This window comes from Xanthomonas sp. 3498 (assembly GCF_014199795.1).
Taxonomy (GTDB): Bacteria; Pseudomonadota; Gammaproteobacteria; order Xanthomonadales; family Xanthomonadaceae; genus Xanthomonas_A; species Xanthomonas_A rydalmerensis.
In genome coordinates this window covers 169,612-192,861 of sequence record NZ_JACHOH010000004.1, presented here as the reverse complement: position 1 = coordinate 192,861, position 23,250 = coordinate 169,612, and the positions used below count along the sequence as shown (strand labels likewise).

24 protein-coding genes are annotated in these 23,250 nt (G+C 70.6%); 10 read left to right on the top strand and 14 right to left on the bottom strand.

The features are described 5' to 3' along the window. The first annotated feature begins 154 nt into the window (after window positions 1-154). Window positions 155-1,900, top strand: coding sequence for a thiol reductant ABC exporter subunit CydD (gene cydD, locus GGR66_RS13585; RefSeq protein ID WP_255421706.1), 1,746 nt, complete (start codon window positions 155-157; stop codon window positions 1,898-1,900). Continuing rightward, on the top strand, window positions 1,897-3,573 hold the full coding sequence (gene cydC, locus GGR66_RS13580; RefSeq protein ID WP_184448587.1) for a thiol reductant ABC exporter subunit CydC: 1,677 nt from the start codon (window positions 1,897-1,899) through the stop codon (window positions 3,571-3,573). Before cydD ends, cydC begins: the two co-directional genes overlap by 4 nt. Window positions 3,574-3,887: 314 nt before the next feature. Here the strand turns inward: cydC and GGR66_RS13575 are convergent, their stop codons facing one another. The 10 genes from GGR66_RS13575 to ccmA all read right to left on the bottom strand — a co-directional run bounded on the left by GGR66_RS13575 (window position 3,888) and on the right by ccmA (window position 12,359). Next, on the bottom strand, window positions 3,888-5,000 hold the full coding sequence (locus tag GGR66_RS13575; protein ID WP_184448586.1) for a homoserine O-acetyltransferase: 1,113 nt from the start codon (window positions 4,998-5,000) through the stop codon (window positions 3,888-3,890). 293 nt (window positions 5,001-5,293) lie between these two features. After that, a complete protein-coding gene (locus tag GGR66_RS13570) occupies window positions 5,294-6,334 on the bottom strand; it encodes a cytochrome C biogenesis protein (protein WP_184448585.1) in 1,041 nt (346 codons plus the stop codon). 4 nt (window positions 6,335-6,338) lie between these two features. Beyond that, window positions 6,339-6,794 carry a cytochrome c-type biogenesis protein gene (locus GGR66_RS13565; RefSeq protein WP_160965141.1) on the bottom strand — a complete coding sequence of 152 codons (456 nt, stop codon included), beginning with the start codon at window positions 6,792-6,794 and terminating at the stop codon, window positions 6,339-6,341. Further along, a complete protein-coding gene (locus GGR66_RS13560) occupies window positions 6,791-7,399 on the bottom strand; it encodes a DsbE family thiol:disulfide interchange protein (RefSeq protein WP_184448751.1) in 609 nt (202 codons plus the stop codon). Before GGR66_RS13560 ends, GGR66_RS13565 begins: the two co-directional genes overlap by 4 nt. Continuing rightward, window positions 7,396-9,330, bottom strand: coding sequence for a heme lyase CcmF/NrfE family subunit (locus GGR66_RS13555; protein ID WP_184448584.1), 1,935 nt, complete (start codon window positions 9,328-9,330; stop codon window positions 7,396-7,398). Before GGR66_RS13555 ends, GGR66_RS13560 begins: the two co-directional genes overlap by 4 nt. Before the next feature lie 207 nt (window positions 9,331-9,537). Next, window positions 9,538-9,987 carry a cytochrome c maturation protein CcmE gene (ccmE, locus tag GGR66_RS13550; RefSeq protein WP_184448583.1) on the bottom strand — a complete coding sequence of 150 codons (450 nt, stop codon included), beginning with the start codon at window positions 9,985-9,987 and terminating at the stop codon, window positions 9,538-9,540. Continuing rightward, window positions 9,984-10,160, bottom strand: a complete 177-nt coding sequence (gene ccmD, locus GGR66_RS13545; protein ID WP_017915657.1) for a heme exporter protein CcmD — start codon at window positions 10,158-10,160, stop codon at window positions 9,984-9,986. The genes ccmE and ccmD overlap by 4 nt, the downstream gene beginning before the upstream one ends. Continuing rightward, a complete protein-coding gene (gene ccmC / locus GGR66_RS13540) occupies window positions 10,157-10,906 on the bottom strand; it encodes a heme ABC transporter permease CcmC (RefSeq protein ID WP_184448582.1) in 750 nt (249 codons plus the stop codon). The genes ccmD and ccmC overlap by 4 nt, the downstream gene beginning before the upstream one ends. A gap of 113 nt (window positions 10,907-11,019) precedes the next feature. Next, the gene (gene ccmB / locus GGR66_RS13535) at window positions 11,020-11,715 is read right to left on the bottom strand and encodes a heme exporter protein CcmB (RefSeq protein WP_048488885.1); all 696 of its coding nucleotides are present in this window, start codon (window positions 11,713-11,715) and stop codon (window positions 11,020-11,022) included. Continuing rightward, a complete protein-coding gene (gene ccmA, locus GGR66_RS13530) occupies window positions 11,712-12,359 on the bottom strand; it encodes a heme ABC exporter ATP-binding protein CcmA (protein WP_160965131.1) in 648 nt (215 codons plus the stop codon). The genes ccmB and ccmA overlap by 4 nt, the downstream gene beginning before the upstream one ends. Window positions 12,360-12,563: 204 nt before the next feature. Here ccmA and GGR66_RS13525 point away from each other — a divergent pair, with 204 nt between their 5' ends. From GGR66_RS13525 to GGR66_RS13510, 4 genes are all read left to right on the top strand, one after another. Further along, window positions 12,564-13,712: a pyridoxal phosphate-dependent aminotransferase gene (locus GGR66_RS13525; RefSeq protein WP_184448581.1), complete on the top strand. Its 1,149-nt coding sequence runs from the start codon at window positions 12,564-12,566 to the stop codon at window positions 13,710-13,712. A 72-nt stretch (window positions 13,713-13,784) separates the two neighbouring features. Then, window positions 13,785-14,093 carry a hypothetical protein gene (locus GGR66_RS13520; RefSeq protein ID WP_160965127.1) on the top strand — a complete coding sequence of 103 codons (309 nt, stop codon included), beginning with the start codon at window positions 13,785-13,787 and terminating at the stop codon, window positions 14,091-14,093. Continuing rightward, the gene (locus tag GGR66_RS13515; protein WP_184448580.1) at window positions 14,090-14,917 is read left to right on the top strand and encodes an amidohydrolase; all 828 of its coding nucleotides are present in this window, start codon (window positions 14,090-14,092) and stop codon (window positions 14,915-14,917) included. Before GGR66_RS13520 ends, GGR66_RS13515 begins: the two co-directional genes overlap by 4 nt. Before the next feature lie 418 nt (window positions 14,918-15,335). After that, a complete protein-coding gene (locus tag GGR66_RS13510) occupies window positions 15,336-15,773 on the top strand; it encodes a hypothetical protein (protein WP_160965231.1) in 438 nt (145 codons plus the stop codon). Window positions 15,774-15,975: 202 nt separating this feature from the next. On the opposite strand, the gene GGR66_RS13505 is transcribed toward GGR66_RS13510, so the two are convergent. Then, window positions 15,976-16,683: a hypothetical protein gene (locus tag GGR66_RS13505; protein ID WP_255421691.1), complete on the bottom strand. Its 708-nt coding sequence runs from the start codon at window positions 16,681-16,683 to the stop codon at window positions 15,976-15,978. Window positions 16,684-16,928: 245 nt separating this feature from the next. Between GGR66_RS13505 and GGR66_RS13500 the strand changes: the two genes are divergently transcribed. Continuing rightward, window positions 16,929-17,375: a pesticin immunity protein gene (locus GGR66_RS13500; protein WP_184448579.1), complete on the top strand. Its 447-nt coding sequence runs from the start codon at window positions 16,929-16,931 to the stop codon at window positions 17,373-17,375. Window positions 17,376-17,547: 172 nt separating this feature from the next. Here the strand turns inward: GGR66_RS13500 and GGR66_RS13495 are convergent, their stop codons facing one another. From GGR66_RS13495 to GGR66_RS13485, 3 genes are read right to left on the bottom strand one after another with little or no spacing between them, the layout of a single operon-like run. After that, window positions 17,548-19,107 carry a pseudouridine synthase gene (locus GGR66_RS13495; RefSeq protein WP_184448578.1) on the bottom strand — a complete coding sequence of 520 codons (1,560 nt, stop codon included), beginning with the start codon at window positions 19,105-19,107 and terminating at the stop codon, window positions 17,548-17,550. Further along, a complete protein-coding gene (gene scpB, locus GGR66_RS13490; protein ID WP_184448577.1) occupies window positions 19,100-20,077 on the bottom strand; it encodes an SMC-Scp complex subunit ScpB in 978 nt (325 codons plus the stop codon). The genes GGR66_RS13495 and scpB overlap by 8 nt, the downstream gene beginning before the upstream one ends. Before the next feature lie 23 nt (window positions 20,078-20,100). Beyond that, window positions 20,101-21,042 (bottom strand): ScpA family protein, encoded by a 942-nt coding sequence (locus GGR66_RS13485; protein ID WP_184448576.1) that lies wholly within the window; start codon window positions 21,040-21,042, stop codon window positions 20,101-20,103. Between the two features lie 373 nt (window positions 21,043-21,415). On the opposite strand from GGR66_RS13485, the gene GGR66_RS13480 reads away from it, so the two are divergent. From GGR66_RS13480 to GGR66_RS13470, 3 genes are all read left to right on the top strand, one after another. Further along, window positions 21,416-21,715: a YciI family protein gene (locus GGR66_RS13480; protein ID WP_160965117.1), complete on the top strand. Its 300-nt coding sequence runs from the start codon at window positions 21,416-21,418 to the stop codon at window positions 21,713-21,715. Next, complete coding sequence (locus tag GGR66_RS13475) at window positions 21,712-21,996, top strand: BolA family protein (RefSeq protein WP_184448575.1); 285 nt, start codon at window positions 21,712-21,714, stop codon at window positions 21,994-21,996. The genes GGR66_RS13480 and GGR66_RS13475 overlap by 4 nt, the downstream gene beginning before the upstream one ends. 235 nt (window positions 21,997-22,231) lie before the next feature. Then, the gene (locus tag GGR66_RS13470; protein WP_184448574.1) at window positions 22,232-23,245 is read left to right on the top strand and encodes a LacI family DNA-binding transcriptional regulator; all 1,014 of its coding nucleotides are present in this window, start codon (window positions 22,232-22,234) and stop codon (window positions 23,243-23,245) included. Window positions 23,246-23,250: the final 5 nt, after the last annotated feature.

The window sequence follows — 23,250 nt, the reverse complement described above, 5'->3', positions numbered from 1 at the left end:
CGCCACGGGAAGGCCCGGCATCGTGGCGGCCACGGCGGTTCCAGCCCGGAAGTGCCTTCCCCGCTAAACTGATGGCTTCGTTCGCCGTGCCGAGCCCGTTTTGACCGATTCCGCCGAGCCGTCCGCCGACACAACGCAGCAGCGGCAGCAGCGCATGCGTTGGCTGGATGCCCTGGCCGCGGCCGCGCGCGGCCGCCAGCGCCTGGCCGCAGCCGCCATCAGCGTGTCCGGCGCGCTGCTGATCGTGCAGGCCGGGGCCATTGCCTGGCTGGTGCAGGCGCTGCTGGTGGAGCGCCGCGAGCTGGCGCAGGCGCTGCCGGCCTTCGGCCTGCTGGCGCTGGTGTTGGTCCTGCGCGCCGGGCTCGGCGCCGCCGCGCAGCGTGCCGCCGGCGATGTCGCCGATGCGGCGAAACTCGAGCTGCGCCGGCGCGTGTATCGGCAACTGCTGCAGCGCGGGCCGCTGTGGCTGCGCGGACAGCGCAACGGCGAACTGGGCGAGCTGCTGCTGGCGCATGGCGATGCGCTGGACGGCTACTACGCCGGCTACCGGCCCGCGCGCTGGGAAGTGAGCGTGGTGCCGCTGCTGATCGTGCTGGCAGTGGCGTGGAGCGACTGGGTGGTCGGCCTGATCCTGCTGTTCACCGCGCCGCTGGTGCCGATCTTCATGATGCTGGTGGGCTGGGGCGCCGAAGCCGCCGGCCGCCGTCAGTTGCGCGAGCTGGCACGGATGGGCGGGCACTTCGCCGATCGGCTCAAGGGCCTGGGCCTGTTGCGCCTGTACGGACGCGGCGACGACGAGCTGCGCGGGATTGCCGCTGCCGCCGAGGGTGTGCGCGAGCGCACGCTGAAAGTGCTGCGCATCGCGTTCCTGTCGTCCACCGTGCTGGAGTTCTTCGCCTCGGTCAGCGTCGCCATCGTCGCGCTGTACCTGGGCCTGAGCTATCTCGGCATGATCGCCCTGCACGCCAGCGTGCCGACCCTGGGCACCGGTGTGTTCTGCCTGCTGCTGGCGCCGGAGTTCTACGCGCCGCTGCGGCGCCTGGCCGCGCACTACCACGACCGCGCCAATGCGCTGGCCGCGGCGGCGGAGGTGGAGCGCCTGCTGGAAGGCCTGCCGCAGGCCGTGAATGCGCCGGTCGCGCGCGACGAGGGCACCGCCGTGTCGAACGATGTCGCTGCCGTGACGTCGATCGAGACCGAGACCACTGCAGCGACGTTTTCCGTGCAGGCAGCGGGCGCGCTGCGTGCGGAGGAGCCATTGCTGCGCGCACGCGCGCTGTACCTGCGGCCGCTGGGTGCGCGCTGCGATGCGGTGCAGGGCCTGGATTTCGAATTGCATGCCGGCCAGCGCTTGGCCCTGGTCGGGCCCAGCGGTAGCGGCAAGAGCACGTTGCTGGAGGCGCTGGCCGGATGGCTGCCGCCGCGTGCCGGTGCCATGCAGTTGCGTGCGGGGCTGCGCATCGGCTACGCCGGCCAGCGGCCGTATCTGTTCCACGGCAGCATCGCCGACAACCTGCGTCTGGCCGATCCGCAGGCCAGCGATGCGCAAGTGCGCGCGGCGGCCGATGCTGCACAGGTGCTGCGTTTCGCCGCACGCCTGCCGCAGGGGCTGGACACGCCGATCGGCGAGCGCGGCTTCGGCCTGTCCGGCGGCGAGGCGCGGCGCATCGGCCTGGCCCGTCTGTTGCTGCGCGATCCGGAACTGCTGTTGCTGGACGAACCGACCGCGTTCCTGGACGCGGACACCGAAGCGGACCTGCTGCGCACGCTGGCGGACTTCGCCCGCGGCCGCAGCGTCATCGTCGCCACCCACAGCGAGGCGGCGATGCGCTGGGCCGATGCCGTGCTGCGGCTGCCCGCACGCAATGCGTCCGCCGCAACCCAGGAGACGCTGCCATGAGCGGCGACACCCGCGACACCTTGCGTGGCGTGTTCGGCCGCCATCTCGGCCGCCTGCTGCTGACCGCACTGCTGGTGCTGTGCACGATGCTGGCCGGGGTCGGGCTGCTCGGCCTGTCCGGTGGCTTCCTCACCGCCGCGGCGCTGGCTGGTGCGGTCGGCATGGGCAGCTGCTTCAACTTCTTCTCGCCGTCGGCCGGCATCCGCGCGCTGACCTTCGCGCGCATCGCCTCGCGCTATGGCGAAAAGCTGGTCGGGCACGACGCCACCCTGCGCATCGCCCGCGACCTGCGCGTGTGGTTCTTCCGCCGCGCGCTGCCGCTGGCGCCGGCACGGCTCGGCGCCAGCCGCACCGGCGAATTGCTGGCGCGGCTGATGTCGGACATCGGCGAGGTCGACGGCCTGGTGGTGCGTGCGCTGGCGCCGCTGGCCGCACTGCTCGGCGTCGGCGCGATCGGCATCGCCGCGGCGGCGGCGATCCACTGGCCGGCGGCGCTGGTGCTGACCGCGCTGGCGCTGGCGATCGGGCTCGGCGTGCCGTGGGTGGTGGCGCGCGGCGGCGAAGCCCGCGAACGCGCGCGCGCGCAGCAGCGCGAAGCCTTGCGCACGCTGGCCTATGAAGGCCTGGAGGGTGCCGCCGACCTGGCCGCGCTCGAGGCGCAGGCCGCCTGGATCGCGCGCGTGGATGCCAGCGCGCAGGCGGTGCGTGCCGAGGACCGGCGCCAGCGGCAACGGCTGATCGGCGGCAATGCCTTGCACGCGCTGTGCGCGGCGCTGGGCCTGCTGGCGATGCTGTGGGTGGCGCTGGGTGCAGCCCGCGCCGATGCGATCAGCGCCGAACAGGCCGCCGGCCTGGTGTTCCTCAGCGTGGCCCTGCTCGAGGTCTGGGCCGGCGCCGGTCTGGCCTGGCAGGCGCTGCAGTCCGGTCGTGTCGCCGCGCGGCGCCTGCAGGCGATCGCCGGGCAGGCGCCGCCGGTGGTCGACCCGGCGCATCCGCAGGCGTTGCCGGCCACGGGTGAGGTGCAGTTCGACGACTTGGTGTTCGCCTGGCCGGGCGAGACCCGGCGCGTGCTCGACGGTGTTTCCCTGCGCATCGCGCCGGGCGAGCGCATCGCCATCTCCGGCGACAGCGGCAGCGGCAAGACCACCCTGTCGGCGTTGCTGCTGCGCTTGTGGGACCCGCAGCAGGGCAGCATCCGCTATGCCGGCGTCGACCTGCACGAGGTGGCCGAGGCGCAGTGGCACCGCCGTATCGCCTGGCTGCCGCAGGGCGCGCCGGTGTTTGCCGGCAGCGTGCGCGACAACTTGCGCCTGGGCGATCCCACGGCCGACGATGCGCGGCTGCAGCGCGTGCTCGCCGACGTGCGCCTCGATCCCTGGCTGCACGAAGTCGGCGGCCTCAACGCCTGGCTCGGCGAGAACGGCGCGACCATGTCCGCGGGTCAGGCGCGGCGCCTGGCCCTGGCCCGTGCACTGCTGCGCGAAGCGCCACTGCTGGTGCTGGACGAACCCACCGAAGGCCTGGACGTCGACACTGCGCAGGCGCTCCTGCGCGACCTGGCACACGCGCTGGGTCAGCGCAGCCTGCTGCTGATCAGCCACGATGCGCTGCCCGAGGGCGTGGTGCATCTGCGCTATCGGTTGCAGGACGGACGGCTGCAGGTCGAGCCATAGCGCTGCTGCGCAGCGCTCTGTAGGAGCGGCTTCAATCGCGACGCGCGATGCGGAATCACGCGTTTGTATGGGAGCGATCCGGTCTTAGCAGGCTGATGGTTCGTGCAGTCGGGACTGAAGTCCCTCGCACAACGGGCAGGTGCCTGCCTCCATGTCGCAGGAGGCCATTGTGGGAGCGACTTCAGTCGCGACGAGTGGGGGGGCAAAACCTTCTGGATACATGCCGTCGGTCCAGCCCAGATCGACCTGGTGCGTAACCATCGGCGAGCGGAACGGTATCCTCCTGCCCATGGCCAAAACAGGGCCCTCAATCGCTACAGCGCGTCCAGAAACTCCCGCACTGCCGGCCCGAACCGCGCGAAATCCACCAGGAACGCGTCGTGCCCCTGCGGCGAATCCAGCCCCAGGAACTGCGCCTGAGCGCCGCCGGCGCGCAGGCCGTCGGCGATCTGTTGCTGCTGCTGCACCGGGAACAGGATATCGGTGTTGGCGCCGATCGCCAGCGCGCGCTCGACGCGGATCGTGGCGAGACCGGCGAGCACGTCGCCGCCGGCAGGCTCGGCCAGGTCGAACCAGTCCATCGAGCGGCTCAGGTACAGATAGCAGTTCGGGTCGAAGCGGCGCACGAAGCGGCGTGCGTGGCCTTCCAGGTAGCTTTCCACCTGGAATTCCAGGCCGAACGGATCGTCGTCGGTCTGGTCCGAATCCAGCCGCACGCGGCCGAAGCGGCCGTCCCATTCCAGCGCCGAACGGTAGGTGATCACGCCCAGCTTGCGCGCCATGCGCATGCCGGACTCGGGATAGGTTGACTCGTCGTAGTCGCCGCCGTTCCAGTTCGGATCCAGGCGGATCGCTTCGCGCTGCAGCGAGCGGATCGCGATCGAGAACGGCAGCGCCTGCGCGCTGCCGGAAATGTTGACGTGGCTGCGCGCCAGGCCAGGATGCCGGTGCAGCAGCGCCAGGGCGGTCATGCCGCCCATGGAGTTGCCGATCACGCAGGCCAGTTGCGCGATGCCCAGCGCCCGCACCACCTGCGCGGCGGCATCGGCGCCGTCCTCGATCGACAGCTCCGGGAAGCGCAGGCGATACGGCTGGCCGTCGTCAGGATGCGGCGACGCAGGGCCGGTCGACCCCTTGCAACTGCCCAGCGAGTTCACGCAGATCACGAACCAGCGCTGGGTGTCGATCGGCTTGCCCGGGCCGAGCATGCCTTCCCACCAGCCCGGCGTGGGATCGTCGGCATTCGCCGCGGCATGCGCGTCGGGCGACAGCCCGGTGACGATCAGGAGCGCGTTGTCGCGCGCGGCCGACAGCGTGCCCCAGGTCTCGTAGGCGACCCGCGCGCCACGCAACTGGCCGCCACGTTTCATCGGGAACGGCGAGGGCAGGGCGAGGAAGCGGCTGCCAGGCGGGATGAATTCGGTCATGCGCCGATTCTAGCTGCGCCATCGCGCATCCGGCGTGTGCGCGGTGCGAGATGCAGCGTATCGGGCCGCCATGGCGTCCGTTAGTGACGCAGGGCCGGATCTGCTGCGCGTCTGATCATGCGCTCCCACAGCGATCCGGTCCGACACGCTGCTGCCGCGACGCGCTTTACCGGGATGCCTGTCGCGGCTGAAGCCGCTCCTACAACGACGTTTCGCATCCTTGTTGGCGTCTCGCCCTGGTCGCGACCGGACGTTCCCGATCAGGCATGGTCGCGCCTGCACGAATGCTTGCGCTACGGCTTGCCGATCACCAGCTCCACCGGCGTGGTCGCCGGCAGGGTCACCGTCACCGGCGCCGATTCCAGATCGCCCTCCTGGCGCATCGCATTGCCGCTGGCCGACAGCCGCGCCACCACCTGCACCTGCTGCAGCTGCGAGAGTTTCTGCGTCGGCATCGGGCTGTCCGCATCGCTCAGCGTTAACCGCAACGGCAGTGCCTGCAGCGGATGCTTCTGCACCGCCACCGGCATTGGTGGGCCGCCCGGCACGCGCGCGATCACGAAGACGCTGGCGTCGCCGCGCAGGCGTACGCGGGCGGCGAACGCCGGATCCAGCGACACCGCCACGGTCAGGCCGCTGCTGGCCGGGGCCTTCGCATCCTGCGCCGGGGCGGCCGCGCTGCCGGCGGCGGGCAAGGCCGGCAGACCGGCCGCGGTGCGGGCCGCATCGATCTGCGGCCGCAGCGCCGCGGCGGTGGCCGCGTTTACGCGCGGCAACAGCGCTTCCCAGGTGGCGGCTGCGGCGGCGTCCTGGCCGCGCTGGCGCTGGGCGATGCCCAGGAACCAGGCGCCGCGTTCGCTGCCTGGTGCCAGTTGCAGGGCATGCTGCAGCCAGGCCAGCGCCTGGTCGTCGAACTGCCGTTGCGGGTTGGCCAGCGCACGCGCCTCGGCCGCTTCGATCAGCAAGGGCGCCTGCTCCGGCGCCAATTGCACGGCGCGTGCGAAGGCGGCCGCGGCCTCGCTGGCGTGCCCCAGCGACAGCTGGCTGCGGCCGAGCAGGGCCCAGCCGTCGGCCCGGTTCGGATCCTTGGCCAGCGCCGCCTGCAGTTGCTTGACGCCGTCCTCCAGCGTGCGCGGCGCCTCGCGGTTCTGTGCCTGCAAGGCACGCGGAGTGCCGACCAGGGCGTACAGCGCTGCGGTCGCCACGCCCAGCGCCAGTACCGCCACGGCCAGCACCGCGCCCTTGCGCCCGCCGCTGCGCAGCGGCCACAGCACCACCGCGAACACCAGCGCCGCCAGCGCCACCGCCGCGGCCGACATGCCCCAACTCAGCATCGCCTCACCACTCCTGTTCGTCCTGCAGCGGCAGCGCGGTCGCCGCCGGCGCGCGCCGGCGCACCATCCGGATCAGCACCACCGCGCCGCCGGCCAACAGCAGCAAGGGGCCGAACCACAGCAGCCAGGTCCGCGCTTCCAGCTGCGGCCGGTACAGCACGAACTCGCCGTAGCGATCGACCAGGAACTGCTTGATCTGCGCATCCGACTTGCCCTGGTGCATGAGCTCCAGCACTTCGCGGCGCAGGTCCATGGCGATCTGCGCATGCGAATCGGCCAGCGACTGGTTCTGGCATTGCACGCAGCGCAGTTCGGCGGTCAGCGCATGGAAGCGCGCTTCCTCGGCGGCGGAGCGGTAGGCCAGCGGGGTCGGATCGGACACCGGTTCGGCGCCGGCCAGCGTGGACCACGCCAGCAGCGCCAGCAGGCCCAGCCGCAGCGCACGCCGGCCGTGGCTCATGGCGTGGCCTTGCCCTGCGCCCGCGTCGGCGGCGCGTCGCGCTCGGCCTGCTGCAAGGCCGGCAGCAGTTCGTCGCGGATGATCTGGTCGGTCAGCGGGCCGGCGTGCTTCCAACGCACCACGCCGCGCGCATCGACCAGGAAGGTCTCCGGTGCCGCGGCCACGCCCCAGTCGATCGCCGTGCGTCCCTCGGGATCGAACAGCACCGCCAGGAACGGATTGCCGAGCTGTTCCAGCCAGCGCAGCGCGTCCTCGCGGCTGTCCTTCCAGTCGTAGCCGATCACCCGCACGCGCTTGCTCAGCGCGAAGCGGGTCAGCACCGGGTGTTCCTCGCGGCAGGCCGGGCACCAGCTGCCCCACACGTTGAGCACGTACGGCGCGCCGCGCAACTCGCTGCTGCGCACGCGGATCGAGGCGTCGTGCAGCAGCGGCAGTTCGAACGCCGGTGCCGGCTTGCCGATCAGGGCCGACGGCAGCGCGTCGCGATCGGCGCTGCCGGAGCGCTGCACCGCATACACCATCAACGCCAGCAGGCCGAGGAAGAACAGGGCGCCCAGCAGGATGGCGGGCAATGGCAGGCGACGTGGAGCGGGAGCGGACATCAGGGGGTCTCCGGAGAACGACGGAAGCGCCGGTCGGCGGCGGTGACGAAACCGCCCAGCGCCATCAGCGCCGCGCCAAGCCAGATCCAGCGCACGAAGGGTTTGACGTGCACGCGCATCGCCCAGGCATTGCCGCCCAGCGGCTCGCCCAGGGCGACGTAGACGTCGCCGAACAGGCCGGGGTGGATCCCGGCCTCGGTCATGTTCTGGCCGCCGCTGGCGTACAGGCGCTTTTCCGGGTGCAGCAGCGCCAGCGGGCGATCGTCGCGCAGCACCTGCACGTGCGCGCGTTCGGCCACGTAGTTGGGGCCCTTGCGCTCGTCCAGGCCCTGCAGCTCGAAGCGGTAGCGGCCCAGGTCCAGGTGCTGTCCGGGCGCCAGCGCCACTTCGCGCTGCTGTTCCAGCGCCTCGACCAGCAGCGCGCCGGCCAGGAACACGGCGATGCCGGTGTGGGCCAGGGTCATGCCCAGCATCTCGGCGGTGAAGCGGCTGCCCTTGAGCTGTCGACGGCTCCATACGAAGCGCGCGGTGCCCAGCAGCACCCAGGTCGCGGCGGCGACGCCGGCGGCGGTCTTCCACGCGCCCTGCGGTGCCAGGAAAAAGCCGATCGCGCCGGCCAGCAGGGCCAGGCCCGCCCACGGTGCCAGCAGTGCCAGCGGCCGCGACGCCTGTTCGCGCTGCCAGCGGGTCAGCGGGCCGAACGGCAGCAGCGCCACCAGCGGCGCCATCAGCACGATGAACAAGGTGCCGAAGTAGGGCGGTCCCACCGACAGCTTGCCCAGGTCCAGCGCATCGGCCAGCAGCGGATACAGCGTGCCCAGCAGCACCATCGCGCAGGCGCAGGTCAGCAGCAGGTTGTTGGCCAGCAGCAGGGTCTCGCGCGAGGCCGGCGCGAAGCGTTGCCGCGCCTCGTCGGCCGACGCCGCCACGCGGCCGCCGCGCAGTGCGTACAGCAGCAGCGCGCTGCCGCACAGCAGGCTCAGGAACACCAGAATGAACAGGCCGCGGGTGGGATCGGCGGCGAAGGAGTGCACGCTGGTCAGCACGCCGGAGCGGACCAGGAAGGTGCCCAGCAGCGACAGCGAGAATGCGGCGATCGCCAGCAGCAGGGTCCAGGCGCCGAAGCTGCCGCGCTTCTCGGTGACCGCCTGCGAATGCAGCAACGCCGCACCGGCCAGCCACGGCATGAAGCTGGCGTTCTCCACCGGGTCCCAGAACCACCAGCCGCCCCAGCCCAGTTCGTAGTACGCCCACCAGCTGCCGAGCGCGATGCCGATGGTCAGAAAGCCCCAGGCCACGTTGGTCCACGGCCGCGTCCAGCGCAGCCAGCGCGCGTCCACCTGGCCGTCCAGCAGCGCGGCAATGGCGAACGCAAACGGCACCGCGAAGCCGACGTAGCCGGCGTACAGCAGCGGCGGATGGATTACCAGGCCGGGGTCCTGCAGCAGCGGATTGAGATCGCGCCCTTCCAGCGGCGCGGGCAGCAGCCGCGCGAACGGGTTGGAGGTGAACAGCAGGAACGCCAGGAAGCCCACGCTCACCAGCGCGAGGGTGCCGATCACCCGCGCCACCACCTGCGCCGGCAGGCGCCGCGAATACAGCGCCACCGCGCCGGTCCACAGCGCCAGGATCAGCGTCCACAGCAGCAACGAACCCTCGTGCGCGCCCCACACCGCGGAGTAGCGGTACACCAGCGGCAGCAGCGAGTTGGAGTTTTCGGCGACATAGGCCACCGAGAAATCCTGGGTCACGAAGGCGTGGGTGAGGATCGCGAAGGCGCCGGCGACCAGCGCCAGCTGCGCGAACGCCGCCGGCCGCGCCACACCCATCCAGCGCGCATCCCCGCGCTGCGCGCCGGCCAGCGGCAGCGCCGCCTGCAGCACGGCAGTGAGCAGGGCGAGGATCAGCAGGAGTTGGCCGACCTCAGGCAGCATGGCGCGGCCGGGACCCGTGACCCGGGACCCGGGGCCCGGAAGAGCGCATATGCGACTGCTGTGGTGTGGTCGCGGGAGAAGCCGGGAGCCGGGCAAAGCAGAGAAAACCAGTTTCGATGCGGAAATGCGCAGCCAAGCTGCAGACGTTGTGCAACCGCTTTTCCCGGTCCCGGGTCCCGGGTCCCGAGTCCCGACCTCTCCGCGCCATCACTGCATCGTCCCCACGTCATGCTTCCGATGCGCATCCCCCATCTTGTCCGCCAGCTCCTTCGGCATGTAGGTCTCGTCGTGCTTGGCCAGCACGTCCTCGGCGACGAACACGCCGTCGCGCATGCTGCCGGTGGCCACCACCGCCTGGCCCTCGCGGAACAGGTCGGGCAGGATCCGGTCGTAACGCACGGTCAGTTGCGCATCGCCGTCGGTCACGCGGAAGTGCGACTGCAGCGAACCCGGGGCGCGCTGGAACGAGCCTTTCTCGACCATGCCGCCGAGGCGGAAGCGCGCGTGCGCGCCGGTCTTGCCGGCCAGCACTTCGGCCGGGGTGTACAGGTAGGCGGTATTGCGCTGCAGGGCCATCGCCACCAGCGTGGTGGTCAGGCCGGCGGCCAGCACCAGCAGCATCAGCCACAGCAGGCGGCGCTTGCGCTGCGGGTTCATCGGCTCAGCTCCAGCGGCGGCGCCGGTTCGGCCTTGGCCTGGCGCTTGCGTTGCGCGCGCAGCCGCGCCGCCCGCAGCGCAGCGCGCACCTGCAGCCGCGCCAGCACGAAATCCGCGAGCAGCACGCCGGCGAACACCGCATAGGCACCGACCACATACGGCAGGTAGTTCATCCGCGCGCCTCCGCCAGTTGCGTCACCCAGTCCTTGCCGGCCTCGCGGCGCAGGTTGTCGGCGCGCGCGCGCGCCAGCAGCGAGCCGGCGAACCAGAACTTGGTCGCGGCCACCATCAACCACAGCGGCGGCAGCATGCTCGGGTCCATGCTGGACTGGCCGAACAGGCGGATGGTCTGGCCCTGGTGCAGCGAGTTCCACCACACCACCGAATAGCGGATCACCGGCAGCAGCACCACACCGACGATGGCCAGCAGCCCGGCCGCACGCGCGGCGGTGCGCCGGTCCTCGATCGCCAGGTACAGGCCCATCACGCCGATGTACAGGAACAGCAGGATCAGCTCGGTGGTCAGGCGCGGGTCCCAGTCCCACCAGGCGCCCCACATCGGCTTGCCCCAGATGCTGCCGGTCAGCAGGGTGATCAGGGTGAAGACGGCGCCGATCGGCGCGCAGGCCATCGCCAGGATCTCGCACAGCTTGATCCGCCACACCTGGGCGATGGCCGCGTAGACGGCCATCAGGCCGAACACGAACAGGCTCATCCAGGCGCTGGGCACATGGATGTAGAGGATGCGGAAGGCGTCGCTCTGCAGGCGGTCGGCCGGCACCACGAACAGCGCCTGCCAGATGCCCACGCCGGCCAGCAGCAGCGCCGCCAGGTAACACCACGGGGTCCAGCGCGCAGCGAAGCGATCGAAGGTCGGCGGCGAACCGAGTTGGTGGAACCAGCGGACGAGAGAGACCATGCGGACGATTCTAGCTGGCGGGAGGCGGGCTTCGATGCGACAACGACGGAACGGCGATGGAGCACTGCGCTTGCATGGTACGGCCGCCGCCGCGCCGGCGCTGCGCCAACGGCTCAGCTCAGCGAGATGCGGATCGCCGCGGCCGCCGCCAGCGGCGCCAGCACCAGGCCCGCCACCAGACCCGCGGCCAGCAACAGCAGGCCGCCGGCCGGGTCCAGGCCCTGCGCCGCCGCCGCCACGCTGCCGGCGCCGAACACCAGCACCGGCACGTACAGCGGCAACGCCAGCAGCGCGACCAGGATGCCGGCGCGCTTCATGCCCACCGTCAGCGCCGCGACCACCGCGCCGAGCAGGCTCAGCAGCGGGGTCCCCAGCGCCAACGATGCCAGCAGCACCGGCATGCGGTCATGCGGCAGGTGCAGCAATTCGCCGAGCAGCGGCGCGGCCACGATCAGCGGCAACGCGGTGGTGACCCAGTGCAGCAGCACCCGCACCAGTACCAGCCAGGCCAGCGGCACCGGCGCCAGCAGCCACTGCTCCAGCGAGCCGTCCTCGGCATCGCTGCGGAACAGGCTGTCCAGTGCCAGCAGACCGGCCAGCAGCACCGCCAGCCACAGCGCGGCGCCGGCCACCTCGCCGAGCAGGCGCGGCTGGTTGCCCAGCGCCAGCGCGAACAGGGCCACGATCAGCAGGGCGAACAGCGCCGGCTGCAGCGCGTCGCCGCGGCGGCGCCACAGCAGGCGCAGGTCGCGCACCAGCAGTGCGCGGGTGGCCTGCCAAAGGGAGGGAACGGGCGTGGCCAGGCTCATGCGGCGACTCCGCTCAAGCTCAGCATGCGGGTACGCACCGGTGGCGCGGCATAGGCGCCATGGGTGGTGACCAGGGCCGCGCCGCCGCTGCGCAGGTGCGCGGCGATCATGCGGTTGACCAGGGTGATGCCGTCCAGGTCGAGGTTGGCGTAGGGCTCGTCGAGCAGCCACAGCGGCGCCGGCGACAGCCACATCCGCGCCAGCGCCAGGCGCTTCTTCTGCCCGGCGGACAACTGCCGCACCAGGGTGTCCTCGTAGCCGGCCAGGCCGACGATGGCCAGCGCGCTGCCGGGCATCTGCTTGGCGCGGCGCCCCTGCAGGCCGCACAGGTAGTGCAGGTTCTCTAGGGTGCTCAGGTCGGCCTTCAGCGCGCCCAGGTGGCCCAGGTAGGCCATGAAGCGGGCGCGGTCGCCGCGCCGCACCGGGTGGCCGTCGATCTCGATGCGCCCGGCCTCGGCACGCAGCAGGCCGACCAGCACCCGCAGCAGGGTGGTCTTGCCGGCGCCGTTGTCGCCCTGCACCAGCAGCGCCTCGCCGGCATCCAGGTGGAAGTCCAGCGGACCGAACACCGCTGCGTCGTCGCGGGCAAACGTGAGCCCGTGCGCGGCCAGCAGCGGCGGCGGGGTGTACAGCGGATCGGTCATCGGCGAAGGCCGCGGCGGATGGCGCGGCGGCGGGCGGCAAGGGAAGGCGCGCATTGTATCGGCATGCGGGCGTCCGGCGGATGCCGGCGGCGGCACACGCGGCGATGCGCACATTGCCCCGTGGCGGCGGCCAGGCGATGGCGCATCGCCGGCAAGCGGCTTTGCGTACACTCGGCGTTTTCCCGCTGCCCGCAGATCCCCCGCATGCATCCGCAGACCAAGCTGCCCAAGGTGGGCACCACCATCTTCACCGTGATGTCGCAACTGGCCGCCGAGCACGGCGCGGTCAACCTGGGCCAGGGCTTTCCCGATTTCCCGGTGCCGCCGCGGCTGATCGAGGCACTGGCCCGCGCCATGCGCGACGGCCACAATCAGTACCCGCCGATGACCGGCGTGCCGGCGCTGCGCCAGGCGATCGCCGAGAAGGCGCTGCGCTGCTACGGCGCCCAGGTCGATGCCGACACCGAGGTCACCGTCACCAGCGGTGCCACCGAGGCGCTGTTCAACGCCATCCACGCCGTGGTGCGCCCGGGCGAGGAAGTGATCGTGCTGGATCCGGCCTACGACAGCTACGAACCGGCGATCGACCTGGCCGGCGCGCGTGCGGTGCACGTGCCGCTGGATCCGCACACGTTCGCGGTGGACTGGGAGCGCGTGCGCGCGGCGATCACCCCGCGCACCCGCCTGCTGATGCTCAACAGCCCGCACAACCCGTCCGGCGCGATGTTCGGCGCCGACGACCTGCAGGCGGTGGCCGAGCTGCTGCGTGGCAGCGACATCTTCCTGATCTCCGACGAGGTCTACGAGCACATCGTGTTCGACGGCCGCCGCCACGAATCGGTGCTGCGCTGGCCGGAGCTGCGCGAGCGCGCTTTCGTCGTCTCCAGCTTCGGCAAGACCTATCACTGCACCGGCTGGAAGATCGGCTACGCGATCGCGCCGCCGGCGCTCAGCGCCGAGTTCCGCAAGGTCCACCAGTACAACACCTTCACCAGCTTCGGCCCGGCCCAGCACGCCTTCGCCGCGATGATCCGCGAGGAGCCCGAGCACGACGAACAGCTCGGCGCGTTCTACCAGGCCAAGCGCGACCGCTTCCGTGCGCAGTTGCTAGGCACCCGGCTGACGCCGCTGCCGGTCCCGGGCGGCTATTTCCAGCTGGTGGACTATTCGGCAGTCAGCGACCTGCCCGATACCGAGTTCGTGAAGTGGCTGACCATCGAGAAGGGCGTGGCGGCGATCCCGCTGTCGCCGTTCTACCAGGACCCGCCGCAAGGGCAGCGCCTGGCGCGGCTGTGCTTCGCCAAGAACGAGGCGACGCTGGATGCGGCGATCGAGCGGCTTCGCGCGCTGTAGCGCGCGTAAGCACCGGGATTCGGGAATGGGGAATCGGGATTCGTGGAAGCCGGTTACTGGGCGGGGTAGGGTATGTCGGTCGCTGGGATCTATTTCGGGGTCACGTTCGGGTTGGCGGCGGTCTGCGCGGTGGTCGACGGCGCGCTGTTCTACGGGCATGTGCTGACTGGATTGGCTGATCGTGGTCAGCGTGTCGGGATGGATTTCGGGGTGGTGCCGTTCCGGCGGCAGGCCTACGTGGACCGCTATCTCGGCCTCCTGACGCCGCAGGAGCGGGGCACGCTCGCCAACCGCCTGGTCCGCCACCTGCCATGGGTAACGCCTACACTTGGGCTGCTGTGCCTGGTCGGCACGATCTGCATCGGAGTACGTTGGGGATGACACAGGTGGCACAGGATCTGAGGATTTCATTGGTCCAGGGCGACACCCGCTGGCACGATCCGGCCGGCAACCGCGTGCATTACGCCGAATTGCTGGCGCCGCTGGCCGGCGTCACCGACCTGGTGATCCTGCCAGAGACCTTCACCAGCGGCTTCTCCAACGATGCGCTGGCGCAGGCCGAGGACATGAACGGGCCGACCGTGGCCTGGATCCGCGAGCAGGCGGCGCGACTGGGCGCGGCGGTGACCGGCAGCGTGCAGTTGCGCGTGCCCGGCGCCGACGGCGAGGCCAAGGTGTTCAACCGGCTGCTGTGGGCCACGCCGGACGGCGCGCTGCAGCACTACGACAAGCGCCACCTGTTCCGCTACGGCAACGAACATCTGCGCTATGCCGCCGGGCGCGAACGCCTGTGCGTGGAGTGGAAAGGCTGGCGGATCAATCCGCAGGTCTGCTACGACCTGCGCTTTCCGGTGTTCTGCCGCAACCGCTACGATGTCGAGCGCCCCGGCCAGCTGGATTTCGACCTGCAGCTGTTCGTCGCCAACTGGCCGTCGGCGCGCGCCTACGCCTGGCGCACGCTGCTGCGCGCGCGCGCGATCGAGAACCTGTGCTTCGTGGCCGCGGTCAACCGCGTCGGCGTGGACGGCAACGAGTTGCACTATGCCGGCGACAGCGCGGTGATCGATTTCCTCGGCCAGCCGCAGCTGGAGATCCGCGAGCGCGAGCAGGTGGCCACCACCACCATCTCCGCCGCCGCGCTGGCCGCGCACCGCGCGCGCTTCCCGGCCATGCTCGATGCGGACGCCTTCAGCCTGGACGATTAGCGGGAGAGGAGTGGCTTGGGCCGCGACTCGGTTCGCCGGAAACACCCCGGTCGTGGTTGGACGACACCTCCGATAGCGATGAAAGTGTCCTCGTAGGAGCGGCTTCAGCCGCGACCGAGGCGTTCTCGGGAAAGCCCGTCGCGGCTGAAGCCGCTCCTACGCGACAAGCGGCCTCCGGCTTGATCGCGACGAAAGCCGGCGCTGCGAGGCGCCATGAAGTCTGGGTCGAGGGAGCGACGTCTGCTACCGAGCCACGGTCGACTCCGTCATGGGAGTTGCCCTCGCATCCGCGGCTGGCCTTGCCCGCCGCAAGTGGAAATGCCTGCTGAACGCACGCGCGGGGCCCCCGTTACCTTGTCGCGGCCACGACAACCCCGTTGCTACTCTCGCGGCCAGTCCACCCACCGGTAATGCTCACATGATCAAGTCGCTTTCTCTGCTCGCACTGCTGGGCGCGGCCGCCCTCGCGCCGCAGGCCCAGGCCGCCGGCAACATCGATTGCAAACTCTCCTTCAACCTGTCGGGCTGGTCGGTGCTCTACAAGACCGCCAAGGGCACCGGTACCATCACCTGCAACGACGGCGCGGTGATTCCGGTCAAGATCAGCAGCAAGGGCGGTGGCCTGACGGTCGGCAAGTCCAAGATCGTCGGCGGCCGCGGCACCTTCAGCGGCGCTTACAGCCTCAACGACCTGTTCGGAACCTATGCCGCCGCCGAAGCACACGCGGGCCTGGTGAAGTCCAGCACCGCGCAGGTCGTCACCAAGGGCGATATCTCGCTGGCCCTGGCTGGCACGGGCGAAGGCGTCGATCTGGGCGTCAACGTCGGCAACTTCGTGATCGAGCGCCGCAAGTAAGGCACCGCCTCCTGCCTGCGCTGCGGCGCAGGCGGGGCGGTTACGACGCAACGAATCGAATCCAGGCGCAGTGCGCCTGGATTCTTTTTTGCGTCACTGGTTTTTCGCGGCCATCCACCGCAAGTCGGCCACGCGCTGGAGATGCAAGGCGACCCGACCAAGCGCGCCCTGCGCCAGGACGCGCTTGGTGTCTGCTCTGTGCTTACTGCTGCGCGAACACCCAGGCCAACTGGCCGCGCACCGGCTCCGGGGTCGCCAATGCCTGGCGGTACAGGGTGCGCGCGGTCCAACAGGCGTCCTCGTCGCTGGCCTTGGCGATCTCCGGCAACACCCGCATCAGGCGCTGCTGCTGGTCGGCGGGCAGCGACTTGACCAGCGTGCCCATCGCCGCCTGGATCTGCTGCTGGGTTACCGGCTGCGCCGGGGTCTTGTTCAACTCCGCGTCGGTGGCCTTCAACGAGACGTCGAACCAGCGGTCGATCTGCGCCTGCGGCAGCTTTTCCAGTCCCGACAGCATCGCCGCGCTCAGCGCCTGCGCGTCGTTGGGATTGCCGCCGCGGGCCAACACGGCGCATTGCGACACATCGACCTTTTCGCTGACCTGGGAGAGGATCTGCAGGCGCTGTTCCAGCGTCGCGTGGTCCAGCCGCGCGATGCCGTTCTGCGCCAGCTGGAAGCCGGCCTGCTGCGCCTGCGGGCCGCTCTGCTTGAGCAGCGCCACGTAGCGCGGATCGTTGGCCAGCTTGCGCAGCATGCGATCGAACGGCGCGTGCAGCGGCGAACTGGCAGGGTAGGGGTTCTGCGCCGCGGCGATTTCTTCCTGGGCCTTCTGCTGCGCCTTCTGGCAGGCGGCGAGGCTCAGCACGCCGGCGATCAGCAGCGGCAGGGCGATCTTCATCTTCCGTGTCATCGGGATTCCTGGTTGGTAAGAGCGGCCAACAGCGGTGGCCGCCGGATGCGCCAGGATATCGGCTTCGTCCGCGCAGGGCGAACGGCACACTACTGCGCGCGCTGGTGTCGCCACATGCATGTCGCTCACCAGCGAGGACGCCATCGAGCGCCGCGTGGGCGGTAGCCGCCACGGCCATCGCCATTGAGCGTGGGGCTTCGCGCTGCCTATCATCGCGGTCCTCCCTCTGTGCGCGAGATCGTCCCATGAATGCCGGAATGCTGGTTGGCCTGGTCGCGCTTGGGGTCGGTGCTCCGTCCCTGGCCGCCTCGCAGGAGGCAGGCGTCAGGGATGCGGTCATCCAGCACCTGGACCTGACCTCTTTTCCCAACTCGGTCGGTCCCCGTCGCATGCCGGGGAAGACGACGTTCGCGGACTATGGCTTCGTGGACGTCACAAAAACCGCCAATGGCGCCCGCCTGCTCCAGGCCGACAAAGGCTGGATGATGCGCTTCGAGGTGCTATCTGCCGACCCCACGTCCGTACGCCTGTGTTTCCATGACAACGGGCTGGCCAGGCCCGGCGACACAAGCGCCCCGAGCTACAACGCAACCTCGGCGCTGCTCGTCGCGAAGTCTGCTCATGGCAACTGGATTGCCAGGCAGGTGCCCGACGGGTTTGCGGACTGCAGGAACGATCCTGCCGATGCTTGAGCGAGCGGGCGGCCGCGATACGGACCGTCTCACGTAGGTGACGCGGACGCCGGCGTCCAGCGGCCTGCTCCATTTCCGCTGGCGCTAGCGCCCAACGAAAAAGGGCGCCGCTTGCGCAGACGCCCTTGTCGGGAGCGGGGCAGGCCGACGCGCGCCGCGCCGGCACCGTCACTCAGCCGCCGCGCGAACCGCCGCGGTTGCCGCCGCCGCCGGGACGGCCGCCGCCGCCCGGCGGACGACCGCCAGCCGGGCGGTTGCCGCCGCCGGGGCGTCCGCCCGGACCCGGGCCGCGCTTCTGGCCGCCGGCCGGGCGCGCTGCGCGCGGCGCGGCGCCGTAGGGACTGAAGCCGGGGTTGGCGTGATCGGACGGGAAGCTCGGCGCATTGGCCGGATGCCCGTACGGGTGCGCCTTGCGCTGCCCCTGGCCTTGGCCCTGACCGCGGCCCTGGCCGGCCCCGGCGCCCGCACCGGCACCGGCCGGACGCGGCTTGGCGTAAGGACGCCCCTGGCCCTGACCCTGGCCCTGGCCGCGAGCGCCGGGACCGGCGTTGCGGTGGCCGGTCGGGCCGGTGCTCACGCCATCGGGCACGTACCAGGTGCGGAACGCGGCCGGGTTGCCGTCCGGCAGCGGCTTGGGGCCCTTCGGCGTGCGCTGCTTGAACGGCTTCTGCGCCTGCTTGGCGGCCATTTCGCCGCTCACGGTCAGGCCGCCGTGCGGCTTCTTGCCGCCGCGGCCGCGGCCGCGGTCCTCGCGGAAATTGTCGAAGCGGCGCAGCTCGCGGCCTTCGTCGGCGGTGTTGTGGCCGTTGACGTAGGCGTTGCCGCCGCGACCGACCTGCACGGTGGCCTTGGCCGCCTTGCGCTGGCCGATCACCGGCTGCAGGGTCAGCGCCGACGGGGTGCCTTCCTCCAGCTTCAGCTCGGCGCGCAGCGCCTCGACCTTGTCCTGCGCCAGTTCCATCGAGTGCCCGCGCAGCAGCTCGCGCGGCAGCGCGATCTTGCCGTAGCGGGTGCGCTTGAGCCGGCTGACCTGGCAGCCCTGCGATTCCCACAGGCGCCGCACTTCGCGGTTGCGGCCTTCCTTGACCACCACCCGGAACCAGTCGTGCGAGTCGGTGCCGCCGATGCGTTCGATCTCGTCGAACTTGGCGCCGCCGTCCTCCAGCAGCACGCCGCGCGAGAGCCTCTCGATCATGCTGTCGGGCACCGTCTCTTCGCCTTCCGGGGCGCGCACGCGCACCACGTACTCGCGCTCGATCTCGTAGGAGGGGTGCATCATCGCGTTGGCCAGCTCGCCGTCGGTGGTAAGCAGCAGCAGGCCGGTGGTGTTGATGTCCAGGCGGCCGATCGCGATCCAGCGCGCGCCCTTCAGCGCCGGCAGCGCCTCGAAGATGGTCGGGCGGCCTTCGGGATCTTCGCGCGTGGTCACTTCGCCTTCGGGCTTGTTGTAGATCAGCACGCGCGAAGGCTCGGTCAGCGCGCTGGCGACGAAGCTGCGGCCGTCCAGCTCGATCTTGTCGCCGCTGCGGATCGACATGCCGGTCTGCGCGACCTCGCCGTTGACCTTGACCAGGCCGTCGGCGATGCGCTGTTCCAGCGCCCGGCGCGACCCCAGCCCGGCCTGGGCCAGGACCTTGTGCAGGCGTTCTTCCAGTTTCGGCTGCTCGCCGGCAGCGGCATCGCGCTTGAGCGAGAGCTTGTTCAACGACAGCTTGCGGGAGGTGTCACTCATTTACTTGGCTCCGGCCGGCGCGTTGCGCGTCGGCCTGTGGTTCGGAATCGGCATCGTCAACAGCCACGGTCGTCGTCGCGACGGCGTTGTCTTCGGCTTCGTTCGCATCCGCCGCGCGCTCTCCCGGCGCGGCTTCGGGTTCGCCCGTCGGGGCGGTCGTGGGATCCGTGGCCGGCGGCGCGTCGGCGTCGTCGGTCGCGGGGGTGTGCGGTGTTGCGGTGTCGCTTGCGTCTGCTGCTACGTCGGCATCGTCATCGGCGTCTGCGGCCGCGTCTGCCTGCGCCGTCGCGCTGGGCGCGGCGGATTCGCCGGCGGCCGCGGCCTGCGGCGTGGTGTCGCCCTGGTCGCCCTGGTCGGCGGCCTCGCCCGGGGCGGCATCGGCCTGGGCCATGTCGCCGACCGGCAGCGCGTCGCGGTCCAGCGGCAGCTGCGGTTCCAGTTCGCCGATGTCCTTGAGTTCGGACAGCGGCGGCAGTTCGTCCAGGCGCTTGAGCCCGAAATAGTCCAGGAAGGTCTTGGTGGTGCCGAACAGCGCCGGCTTGCCCGGCACGTCGCGGTGCCCGACCACGCGGATCCATTCGCGCTCTTCCAGCGCCTGGATGATGTTGCTGCTGACCGCCACGCCGCGCACCTGCTCGATCTCGCCGCGGGTGATCGGCTGCCGGTAGGCGATCAGCGCCAGGGTCTCCAGCGTGGCGCGGGTGTAGCGGGTCTTGCGCTCGGTCCACAGCCGCGCCACCCAGGCGTGCACGTCGCTGCGCACCTGGTAGCGGAACCCGGAGGCCACTTCGACCAGTTCCACGCCGCGGCCCTCGCAGGCCTCGCGCAGCAGTTCCAGCGCGCGCTCGATGCTGCCCGGCGGCGCGGGTTCCTCCTCCGGGAACAGGCCGTGCAACTGCGCCAGCGGCAACGGCTGGTTGGCGGCGAGCAGGGCGGCCTCGACGATGCGGTTGATCAGCGCTTGATCCATGCGTGGACGGGTTCTCGGTGGACTCAGGTGGTGGCGTCGGCGGCGTCGCTGTCGTCGAACTCGCTGTTGAACTGCAGCGGTGCGTTGGTGTTGCCCAGCGCCAGCGACTTGACGTAGATCGGCGGCAGCGGCGGTCGCTCGGCGGCATCAGCGGGGACGTGCGCCAGCGGCTCCTGGACGATGTCCAGCAACTGCTCCTTGGCCAGTTCCAGCAGCGCCAGGAAGGTGACCAGCACGCCCAGCTTGCCTTCCTCGGCACTGAACAGCGATTCGAAACGGTGGAACTTGCCGTCGTCCAGACGGCCCAGCACATCGCCCATGCGCTGGCGCACGCTCAGCGCCTCGCGCTTGATGGCGTGGCCGCTGAACAGTTCGGCGCGCTTGAGCACGTCGTACAGCGCCAGCAGCATTTCCTTCAGCTCCACCGGCGGCGGCAGCTTGACCGCGGCCCGGTCCGGCACGTGGGCGTGTGCCGGGGTGGTGTCGCGGTCCTGCCGCGGCAGCGCGTCGATGTCCTCGGCAGCCTGCTTGAAACGTTCGTACTCCTGCAAGCGGCGGACCAGTTCGGCGCGCGGGTCCGTTTCCTCGCCGTCTTCGGCCGGCGGCCGCGGCAGCAGCATCCGCGACTTGATCTCGGCCAGGATCGCGGCCATCACCAGGTATTCGGCCGCCAGCTCGAAGCGCAGCTCCTGCATCACGTTGATGTAGTCCACGTACTGCCGGGTGATCTCGGCGACGGGGATGTCCAGGATGTCCAGGTTCTGCCGGCGGATCAGGTACAGCAGCAGGTCCAGCGGGCCTTCGAACGCGTCCAGGATGACTTCCAGCGCATCCGGCGGAATATACAGATCCTGCGGGATCTGCAGTACCGGTTGCCCATGCACGACCGCCAGCGGCATTTCCTGCTGCTGTGGCGGGGTCGTCTGGATTGGCGGGTTCGCGTCGAGCGCGAGTTCGGAGGTCATCGGTTGGACATTGGTGTTGCGGTAGCGAAGGGCCGGGCAGGCGCGACCCGGCGCGGCTCCTTGCCGGCAGTGCTGCGGTTCAATGGCGCGTCGTCCCCGCAACGCGCTCGGTACTTCAACAAGACACACGACGCACGCCACGCGTGTCGTGGCGGCGGGAACTACAGAGGAGGACGTCTGCGCGGGCGGTGTCAGGCAGCGAATCGGTCGTCGGAAGGGGCTTGGGGTCGCCGATCACCGACGGGCCGCTGCATCCGGCCGCGTGCAATGGAACCAAGGGTAATGCGCCGGCGGGGTCGGTGTCCAGCGCCGCCGCACCGGGGCAGGTCCTACAATGGCACGTCTGTGAAGATAGAACGAGGGCGAAGACGCGATGTGGTACGTGATCGAGGGGTACGACGTGGCCGATGCGCTGCCGCGGCGGGCGGTGGCGCGGCCGGCGCATCTGCAGCGGCTGACCCAGTTGCAGGAGGCCGGGCGGCTGTTGCTGGCCGGGCCGTGCCCGGCGATCGACGCCGAGGATCCGGGCCCGGCCGGCTTCAGCGGCAGCCTGGTGGTAGCTGCGTTCGATTCGCTGGCCGAGGCGCAGGCCTGGGCCGAGGCCGATCCGTATGTCGCTGCCGGGGTCTACGCCCGGGTCGAGGTGCGGCCGTTCCGCAAGGTGCTGCCATGAGCCAGGTCGGTGCCGAGCGGGTGGCGCGCATCCGCGCCGCGCTGGAGGCGGCATTCGCGCCGCAGGCGCTGGAGGTCGAGGACGACAGCCATCGCCATGCCGGCCACGCCGGCGCGCGCGATGGCCGCGGGCATTTCAATGTCCACATCATTAGTGCCGCCTTCGCTGGGGCGCCGCCGCTGGCCCGGCACCGCGCCGTCTATGCCGCGCTGGGCGAGATGATGCAGACCGATATCCATGCGCTGTCGATCCGCGCCGAGGTGCCGGTCACGGCCGGCTGACGCCTGTGGCCGATCGGGTGCCGCCAGCCCGAATCGGGGTGCGCACCCCGCGGAAAACCGGAATCTGCACCTGGATTATGTTGCGTTGCGGCACGATTCCGGTCGCTTTCGCATTATTCAAGTGGCTGAAAAATAAGGCGTTTATTGTAAAAATAACAAAAGGCTTCTGCCTCGCGCTGAAAACGATTACAGTCCGCGCCAGTTTCTCAAGGTCTCTGCCGCGGAGGGCGGCACGATGGCGAAGAGCGCGGTCACCATCAAAGATGTCGCACGCGAGGCCCGGGTTTCCGTGGCCACCGTGTCGCGTGCGCTCAACGGTCACGAGAACGTGGCCGCGCCGGTGCGGACCCTGGTCCTGGAAGTGGCCGAACGCCTGCGCTACAGCCCGCATGCGGCGGCGCGCAGCCTCAGCAGCCGCCGCACCCAGACCCTGGGCGTGGTGCTGCCCGACCTGTACGGCGAATTCTTCTCCGAACTGATCCGCGGCATCGACGGCGCCGCCCGCGCGCGCCGCCAGCACCTGCTGGTGTCCAGCTACCACGGCGACCCGGAAGAGCAGGGGCGGGCGCTGCGCGCGATGCGCGGCCGCGTCGACGGCCTGCTGGTGCTGTCGCCGTATGCCGAGCGCCCGGGTTTCCTCACCGACAACCTGCCGCAGGCGTTGCCGACGGTGTTGATCAACACCCACCTGCCGGGCACCGAGTACCCGGTGCTGAGCATCGACGACCATGCCGGTGCGGTGGCGATGACCGAGCACCTGCTGGCGATGGGACATCGCCGCATCGCCTTCATCGGCGGGCCGGAATTGAACTTCGACGCGCGCGAACGCCTGCGCGGCTTCCGCGATGCCATCGCGCGCCATCCCGGCGAGGCGCACGGCCAGGAGTTTCCGGGCGACTTCGACGAAGCCTCCGGCTACCGCGCCGGACAGGCGATGCTGCAGGCCGACGCGCTGCCCGATGCGGTGTTCGCCGCCAACGACATGACCGCGCTCGGCTGCCTCTACGCTTTCACCCAGCGCGATGTGCGCGTGCCCGACGACGTCGCGCTCGCAGGCTTCGACGACATCCCGTTGGCGCGTTTCGTTCACCCATCCCTCACCACCATGCGCGTCAGCATCGCCGGGCTTGGTGAGCAGGCGATGCATCGCCTACTGCAGCTGATCGATCGGCCCGACGCGGACGACGGACAGCGGCAGACCCTGGTTCCTACGTTGGTCGTGCGCGATTCCAGCACGGCCCGTTCCTGATGCGA